This is a genomic window from Lentilitoribacter sp. EG35, assembly GCF_040784015.1.
GTDB lineage: Bacteria > Pseudomonadota > Alphaproteobacteria > Rhizobiales > Rhizobiaceae > Lentilitoribacter.
Map to the genome: position 1 here is coordinate 215664 of NZ_JBFNGQ010000007.1, position 8734 is coordinate 224397.

General features: G+C 45.8%; 8 protein-coding genes. 5 read left to right on the forward strand and 3 right to left on the reverse strand.

The features are described 5' to 3' along the window. Positions 1-214 precede the first annotated feature (214 nt). From AB2J24_RS13830 to AB2J24_RS13850, 5 genes are all read left to right on the forward strand, one after another. Entirely contained in the window at positions 215-982 is a 768-nt protein-coding gene (locus tag AB2J24_RS13830) for a DsbA family protein (protein WP_162653553.1), read from the forward strand. A gap of 92 nt (positions 983-1074) precedes the next feature. Further along, positions 1075-4539, forward strand: coding sequence for a chromosome segregation protein SMC (smc, locus tag AB2J24_RS13835; RefSeq protein WP_367385875.1), 3465 nt, complete (start codon positions 1075-1077; stop codon positions 4537-4539). Between the two features lie 30 nt (positions 4540-4569). Further along, positions 4570-5163: an NAD(P)H-dependent oxidoreductase gene (locus AB2J24_RS13840; protein ID WP_367385876.1), complete on the forward strand. Its 594-nt coding sequence runs from the start codon at positions 4570-4572 to the stop codon at positions 5161-5163. Between the two features lie 106 nt (positions 5164-5269). Continuing rightward, a complete protein-coding gene (locus AB2J24_RS13845; protein WP_367385877.1) occupies positions 5270-6676 on the forward strand; it encodes a pyridoxal phosphate-dependent decarboxylase family protein in 1407 nt (468 codons plus the stop codon). 141 nt (positions 6677-6817) lie between these two features. Further along, entirely contained in the window at positions 6818-6970 is a 153-nt protein-coding gene (locus AB2J24_RS13850) for a DUF3563 family protein (protein ID WP_162651935.1), read from the forward strand. Positions 6971-6988: 18 nt separating this feature from the next. Here AB2J24_RS13850 and AB2J24_RS13855 read toward each other — a convergent pair whose 3' ends face one another. From AB2J24_RS13855 to AB2J24_RS13865, 3 genes are all read right to left on the reverse strand, one after another. Further along, positions 6989-7783: an alpha/beta hydrolase gene (locus AB2J24_RS13855; protein WP_367385878.1), complete on the reverse strand. Its 795-nt coding sequence runs from the start codon at positions 7781-7783 to the stop codon at positions 6989-6991. Positions 7784-7856: 73 nt separating this feature from the next. Beyond that, the gene (locus AB2J24_RS13860) at positions 7857-8162 is read right to left on the reverse strand and encodes a DUF190 domain-containing protein (RefSeq protein ID WP_162651933.1); all 306 of its coding nucleotides are present in this window, start codon (positions 8160-8162) and stop codon (positions 7857-7859) included. 11 nt (positions 8163-8173) lie between these two features. Next, entirely contained in the window at positions 8174-8617 is a 444-nt protein-coding gene (locus AB2J24_RS13865) for a sodium-dependent bicarbonate transport family permease (RefSeq protein WP_367385887.1), read from the reverse strand. Positions 8618-8734: the final 117 nt, after the last annotated feature.

Genomic DNA, 8734 nt, shown 5'->3' on the forward strand with positions numbered 1-8734 from the left:
GGGTAATAGAATTGGGTCATGAAAATGCCTCAAACTTGTCCTCTTTAGTTTTCGACGGTTAAGTTAAAGTTGTGAAATGGTTGGATGGGCCGGTTTGCAATTTTGGTTGGCTATGTAAAAGCAATTGAATGCTCTTTAATGCTCAATAAAACTCTCTGGGGGGAGGGTAAGAGTAAGGTGGGCACTTTAGAAAGGGTTATAAATGTTGGTTGAAATGGGCAAAAATTTAAAGAAATTCTCTGGCAACGGTATCCGCATTGGTCTCTTAGCAGGTGTGGCGCTTACACTTGTGGCCTGTAGCGAAGCGCAGGATGTATCCGAAGCATCTGGCGAAGCTGACAGTTCAACAGTGCAAGTAACAAATGATGCAACTGCGGAAGCTACAAAAATTGACAATATCACAACATCAGCGGCTGATGTTCCGCCTTCAGATGGTGATGTCGATATGGCCGAGGTCTTAAAAGCAAGCCCACTTAAAGAGATGGAACTGGGTGATGCAAATGCACCTGTCACGATTGTGGAATATATGTCTATGACATGCCCACATTGTGCGAATTTTCATGCTAGAACGTTTAAAGAAATTGAAAAGAAATATATCGAAACTGGTAAAGTTCGCTTTATTTTACGTGAATTCCCGTTCGATCCACGCGCTGCGGCAGCTATTATGCTGGCACGTTGTGCACCAGAAGAGCAGTTTTTCCCGATGGTTGATATGTTCTTTCAACAGCAATCTTCATGGTCAAGAGCCGAAGATGCGCGTGCTGAACTCCTAAAATTGACCAAATTGGCTGGTTTTACACAAGAGACATTCAACACTTGCTTGACGAACCAACAGCTTCTTGATGATGTTACAGAGGTTAGAAATCGCGGCGCGAACGATTATGGTATTCAGTCTACGCCAAGCTTTATTGTGAATGGGAAGCGCTATTCGGGGGATATGTCTGTTGAATCAATGTCGGCGCTTATCGACAGTTTCTTATAAGACCCAAATTTTTGGAGCCGGATACGTGTGCCTAGTGCCCGGCCTTCTATCGAAAAGCTTGAAGTTGTGCTTCATGACGAAGGGATTTCGTCATGAAGTTTAATAAATTACGACTATTAGGGTTTAAGTCTTTTGTTGAACCTTCCGAGTTTGTAATTGAACGTGGGCTAACAGGTATTGTTGGCCCCAATGGTTGCGGCAAGTCTAATCTTGTGGAAGCCATGCGCTGGGTTATGGGTGAAAATTCATATAAAAACATGCGTGCATCCGGCATGGATGATGTCATTTTCTCAGGTTCTGGCAATCGCCCTGCACGAAATACTGCTGAGGTTGCTTTATTTCTAGATAATAGTGATCGCACGGCACCAGCTGCCTTTAATGATCAAGATGAAGTACATGTTTCGCGTCGAATTGAGCGCGAGTCTGGCTCTGCCTACCGTATCAATGGGAAAGACGCACGTGCAAAAGACGTTCAATTGCTTTTTGCGGATGCATCAACCGGTGCGCGTTCGCCGTCTATGGTCGGACAGGGGCGGATTGGTGAACTTATTCAGGCAAAGCCTCAAGCGCGCCGCCAGTTGCTTGAAGAAGCGGCCGGCATATCAGGATTATACTCTCGCCGACATGAAGCTGAGTTGCGGTTGCGAGCTGCAGAAAATAATCTTGAACGTTTGGAAGATGTCACAGGACAGCTCGACAGCCAGATTGAGAGCCTGAAACGTCAATCGCGACAAGCCAATCGCTTTAAGTCAATTTCAGCTGACATTCGCAAAAGCGAAGCAACTCTGTTGCATATACGTTGGCAACAGGCCAAGAAAACGGAAGCGCAATCCCAGTCTGATTTGTCAGAAGCGACGAAAAAAGTTGCTGAAATGGCTGCAAAGCAAAGCGAAGCCGCGCGAAATCAAGCTGTTGAAGCACATAAATTGCCGGAACTGCGCGATGCTGAAGCAAAAGCTGCTGCCGTATTGCAACGTTTGCAGATCAGCAAAACACAGTTGGAGGAAGAGGCAAAGCGCCTTGAACGGCGAAAAAATGAGTTAGATCAACGTCTCATGCAGTTTGGTGCAGATATTAATCGCGAGAAGCAAATGGTTGCCGATAATGCTGAGATATTAGCGCGGCTGAATACAGAAGAGGCCGAACTATCCGAGCTTTTGGCTAATAGCGACGCGCATGCTGCCAAATTGAAACAGGCGTTTGAAACCGCTGGCGCTGCCCTTTCTGCCAGCGAAACAGCTTTAACGGCAGTTACCTCCGAACGTGCGGAAGCTGCGGCGAGTAAATCTCAACTTGAGCGACGGAATTCAGAACTATCTGATCGTAAGGCACGAATTGAACGTCAGATGACGGATCATCGTGCTGAGCTTGTTGGAATTGAATCACAAATCGCTGGCTTGCCAGATCCGCAAGTTAAACAAACTGAACTTGAGCAAGCAGAGGTAAATGCCGAAACTGCTGGCAAGGCATCGAGTACTGCGGAATTTGCGCTAGAGGAAGCGCGGCAGGCGGAAAGTCAATCGCGTCAACCAGTAACTGACGCAAATGCACACCTGAATGAGATTGAAACCGAAGCCCGCACCATTCGTAAAATTTTGAATGCAGGAAGTGAAACGGGGTTATTCCCACCAATTGTAGATAAGCTTGATGTCGAACGTGGTTTTGAAACAGCGCTTGGGGCCGCCATTGGCGATGATCTTGATCTGCCAATGGACGCGAATGCACCCGCATTTTGGCAAGAGATAGATGGGCCAGATATTAACCAGAAATTGCCGGAAGGCATAAAGCCACTCTCAGCATTTGTAAAAGCGCCAAAAGCGTTGGCTCGCCGTTTATCCCAGGTTGGTGTGGCTGACACAGATGCGCAAGGGGAACGATTACAGTCTCAACTTTTACCTGGTCAGCGATTGGTCACCATTGAGGGTGCATTATGGCGTTGGGATGGTTATGTAGCATCCGCCGATGCACCAACGCCTGCGGCTATGCGTTTGGCGCAAAAAAATCGTTTAGCAGAACTTGATCGAGAAGCCGTTGAAGCTACAAAAGCTCTTCGCAAAGTTGAAGAAAGTCTTGAAGCTGCGAAAGTTAAAGTTACGACAGCACAGCAAGATTTGCAGACAAAGCGGGAAGCTATCCGAACCACAGCTGATATTGTCATACGCGCCCGCCAATCCTTGAAAGAGGCACAAGATGCATCTGGGGCATTATCAAATCGTGCAGCTGTTTTGCGTGAAGCGGAAAATCAATTTGTTATACAGCTGGATGAAGTCAAAGGCGCATTGGTAGAGGTGGAAGCTGTATTGTTGGCGGCACCAGATCTTAGCCAGCTTGAAAAGAACTTTAATGACACAAGCACAAAAGTTGCTACCGATCGCGGTGCTTTAGCAGAAGCGCGTGCTGCGCATGAAGGCATGGAGCGGGAGAATCGTTCTAGGCAGCAACGCATAGACTCAATCAAGATAGAGCGTGAAAACTGGACACTCCGTGCAAAAAACGCAGAGAGCCAAATCTCATCGTTGAAAGAACGCTCATCGGTTGCGGAAGAGGAAGCTAAAACACTCGCTGATGCACCAGATAATATGTCCCAGCGCCGCATTCAACTAATGAACCAGCTTACAGAAGCTGAAAGTCTGCGAAAAGAAGCTGCCGATATATTAGCTGTCGCTGAAAGTAAATCTAAAGAGGCGGATAGGCTTGCAACGGAAGCAATCTCAGACTTATCAACAACACGAGAAGCGCGAGGACGAACGGAAGAGCGTACGGTCGCGACAAAAGAACGTCGTCTGGAAAGCGAAGCCAGAATTCGTGAAGCACTGAACTGCGAACCACACGAGGCAATGAAACTGGCACAAATCGAAGGAGATGAGAACAATCTCGATCCGGATAAAATTGAACGCTCTCTGGAGCGATTGAAAGTCGAACGAGAGCGTTTGGGTGCTGTGAACCTTCGTGCTGAGGAAGAACAGAAAGAACTCTCCGAACAGCTAAATACGATTGTTTCCGAGCGAGAAGATGTCATAGAGGCAATTCGTAAGTTACGATCTGCTATTCAAAGCTTGAATAAGGAGGGTCGCGAACGATTACTTGCAGCATTTGATGTTGTTAATGAACAATTTAAGCGCCTCTTCACGCATTTGTTCGGTGGCGGAACGGCTGAGCTGCAGCTTGTGGAGTCTGATGATCCACTTGAGGCTGGACTTGAGATTTTAGCTCGCCCGCCCGGCAAGAAACCACAAACCATGACGCTTCTTTCTGGCGGCGAGCAGGCTTTGACCGCTATGGCATTGATATTTGCGGTGTTCCTTACAAATCCTGCACCCATTTGTGTGCTCGATGAGGTTGATGCACCGCTTGATGATCATAATGTTGAGCGCTTTTGTAACCTCATGGATGAAATGGCATCATCAACAGAAACGCGCTTTGTATTGATTACGCACAATCCTATTACCATGTCACGCATGAACCGCCTGTTTGGTGTTACAATGGCTGAACAAGGTGTCTCCCAACTTGTATCGGTTGATTTACAAACGGCTGAAGGTATGCGTGATGCAGGGTAATCAGCATGACATTGAGATGGAACATCGTTGATGAAATGCCTTGTTGTCATTGCTCATCCTCTTACCGAAAGTCTTTGCAATTCACTAGCAGCAGAAGCAATCGAGCAACTTAATAGAAATGGTCATAAGGTTGTTGAAGAAAATCTATATGATGTTGATTTTAAACCAGCATTAACGGCAGATGAACGTCTCTCATATTACGGTAATTTTGATACTTCTGGCTTGGATGACAGCGTTTCCAGATTGCAAGAAGCGGATGCTCTGGTTCTGGCGTTTCCAACATGGTGGTTTGGTTTTCCCGCTATTTTAAAAGGCTGGTTTGACCGGGTATGGGCACCTGGAATTGCATTCGAAAATGCAGATGATCTGGATGCGATAAAGCCAAAATTGGATGGTCTTCGGAATGTTTTGGTGATCACCACACTAGGATCTCCCTGGTGGGTGGATCGATTGGTGATGTTCAGGCCAGTTAAACGGATCGTAAAGCATGCCTTACTTGGCGCGTGTGCAAAAAATGCCAAGCTGGATTATTTATCACTCTATCGCAGCGAAAAGCTTGCGCCGGATGTAGTCGAAAGATTTAAGGTTAAAATCGCGAGGAAAATTGACGCGTGGCCGCGATAATAGACTAGCAAATTTGCTCTTCAAAAAAGAAATCGATCTCGTAAAACACCTTTAACTGGTGTATTAATTATCGTGATGCATTTTTACTGAGCAAATAGGAAACGTTATGAGCCTAAAGAACGATGAATTAGACGCTTTTAGGCTTGTCTTTGATCACTCAATTTCATATCGCAACGGACTATCAGATCGTCCGATAGAGCCGCGAATTGATGCTGCAGAAGCAGCCCAACGGTTTAGCGGTGACCTTAATGAAGTTGGTGAAGCCGCGGATGTTGTTATCAAGGATATCATTAGCAAAGGTGAAGACGGTCTGATGCGAATGATCTCACCACGTTTTTTTGGTTATGTAATTGGCGCTTCTCATCCGGTCGGAACGGCAGCTGACATGCTCTCATCCAGCTGGGCGCAGGTGAGTGGTTATGCAGAGCTTACGCCAACTGTTTCCATTATGGAAAATAAGGTTTGCGAATGGATTATCAATCTTCTAGCGCTTCCAAAGGAGAGCGGGGCAGGCATTGTTACTGGCGCAACACAAGGAAATGCGGTCGCTGTGATGGCGGCTCGAAATGCTTTGCTTAACCGACATAACTGGGATGTCGAAAAACAAGGTCTGTTTGATGCGCCTAAAATCCATGTTGTGATTGGTGATGAAGCACATTCTGCGACCGCTGCGGCTTTACGTTATGCAGGTCTAGGATCTGAGCGGGTTCATAAAGTCAAAACGAATGAACAAGGTTGTATTCAAACAGAATATTTTCGCAAGGTTATACAACAGCTTGATGGGCCAATTCTGGTTATTCTACAAGCTGGCCATATAAATTCAGGTGGGTTTGATCCATTTTCTGACATTATCCCGATAGCCCGCAGGAAGAATGCTTGGATACATGTGGATGGTGCGTTTGGCTTGTGGATACATGCTGTTCCGAAGCTAGCCCATCGACTCGCGGGAGTAAATGAAGCAGACAGTTGGGCTGTCGATCTGCATAAGTGGTTGAACGCACCATATGATGCAGGGATGGTTATCACGCGTGATCGCGAACCGCTTGTTGCTTGCATGTCAGCCAAAGGAGCATATCTTCCAAGTGTAAGCGATGCGTGGGACCCGAATGATTCAACACCTGAATTATCCCGGCGCGCGCGCGGCGTTCCCAGCTATGCAATCTTGCGTACGCTCGGAAAACAAGGTGTTCGTGATATGGTGACTGGGCATTGTGAAATGGCAGAATGGGTTGGTGAGCAACTTAGGCAAATACCGGAAGTAACCGTTCTTAATGATATCACCTGTAATCAAGTTGCCTTTTATTGCGGTGAGGGGGATGCTCGCGATGAGACGACACAGAAAGTACTTGAAGCAATCCATGACGAGGGTCGTGTATACCCTACCCACGGTCAATGGCGTGATGGTGAAATTATTCGGGTGTCAATCATTGGGCATCAGACGAGCAGATTGGATGTGGAGGAGCTGGTTACTTCCATCCAAAATGCAATACGCAAGGTGATGGGGTCTGCATGATTGTTCTGCTTGTTTCTTGAGGCTTCATTAACCTGCTATTCGCCTGCTGCATAGCTGGTGTTAATTATCAACGCTTCTCATTTTCCCTAACTCTATTATATTGAGGAGGCTACAAAAGATAAGATATAAGCGAGAAACATTATGAAATTCTTTGATTTGTTTAACCATGATAAACACCGTCGCGATGCTGAAAATGAGTATCTAAATACAGCTAGAAATCTGGTAGACCTTGAAAACCGTATGCGCGAAATTGACCGTGGTAAATTCCGCAATGGTAACCCAATCTACCGCTAGGCTGAAATTGGTACTGGTTTAGTTTAAAGCCTGCTTGAAAAAATCAACGGCTTTCTCCTCACTGCCAAATTTTTCCAGGTCGCTATGCCGACCGCCTATAATTTCGACGAAATTTGTTCCTTTAGGCGCCGCTTCCAGTAGGCGCCTTCCGTGTTTTATGGGAACTGTTGTATCCAAATCACCATGCATAATGAGTATTTTCGCATCAAGGTCTTTGATATAGATATCTGATTGAAATTTATGTTTGATAAGCTGCCAAACTGGTATTAACGGATAACGATCAGCCGCTACTGCAGCCAATGCATCAAATGGACCTTCAAGAACAAGTGCAAAAACATCTCGCTCAGACGCTAAGTAGGTAGAGACGCCTGATCCAAGTGAATGACCATAAAGGCCAATTTTCTGGGGTCTTTGTTCGATTATGTAATCATAAAATGCCAGAGCGTCGGTGAAAAGCCCAACCTCACTTGCTGTCCCCGTGCTGCCGGGGTAGCCACGGTATTCCGCCAAGAGCACACCGAAGCCCGCCTTTATAAGTTTTAGCCCACGTGATTTTTGATGAATAGCTGCATCACCATTTCCATGAAATACGATGATCGTCGCCTCATTTTTTTGAGAGGGGTGATGCAATGCAAATAGCTTCTCCCCATCTGGCGTTTGCACTCCAATTTGTACGAAATTTTCGTCTGCTTCAATGCCAATCTGGTCGCCAGGAGCAGGAAAGATCATTCCATCTTGGAAGAAATAAAGATAACCAGTAGCTACAATGTAGATCGCTACAAGAATTGTGACTATTGATTTTAAAAATTTCATGGCCATACAAGTCCATTTAAGGTACGGAAACAATCTATCATGGTTTTACTGCAATAGAACCGGAATATAATGATTAGAAACGTTCATCCCTGAGTACTTCAACATCACTGATACTGACGATGCCGATATGATCACCTAGTAGATCAGACAATTGTTCGAGTGCTTTTGTCGCTGTTTCTTCTGTTGTTATGGTGACAATGGTCACCATGTCGCGGCTGCCAGAAATATCAGTGTCACGTGACCACATACCACTGTCACCAAAGCCTGCGAGAGCAGGCGAGACCGTATAGCCTGTTACACCTGCACGTTGCAAAACACGGCCTGCACGTTTGTAGGCAGGTTTTTCAATAATAATTTCAATTCGTTTTTTTGCATACATGTTTTGGGTTCCTATGCCGATACAAACTCAGCGAGCAAAATATAGATTGGAATGCCTGCAATAATATTAAATGGAAATGTTATGCCAAGTGACAATGTTAAGTAAATTCCAGGCTGCGCAGCCGGAAGAGCGAGACGCATTGCAGCTGGCACCGCTATATACGAAGCAGAAGCTGCAAGCACAATAAGAAGCGCCGCATCACCTGTGCTGAGTCCCAGGATGTAAGATGTGCCTGCCGCAAAAACAGCAGAAATCAGCGGCATGTATATCCCAAACATGATGGTGGTCCATTGCAATTGTTTCCAACCTTGACGTAAACCACGGCCAGCTGAAAGCCCCATATCAAGCAAGAATAGGCACAGAACACCTTGAAAGGGTGATACAAAGAATGGTGCAATTTTTTGAATACCTTCTTCTCCATTAATCCAGCCGACTGCAAGAGCACCTAGGCTCAGGACCCATTAATTATCTTGCAAAGTTACATCAGCTCTGATTCATTTTATTGACTAAGATGGAGTTTATAATGAGCAATCTTTACTGGTTAACTGAGGTTCAAATGCTGCGGCTACGGC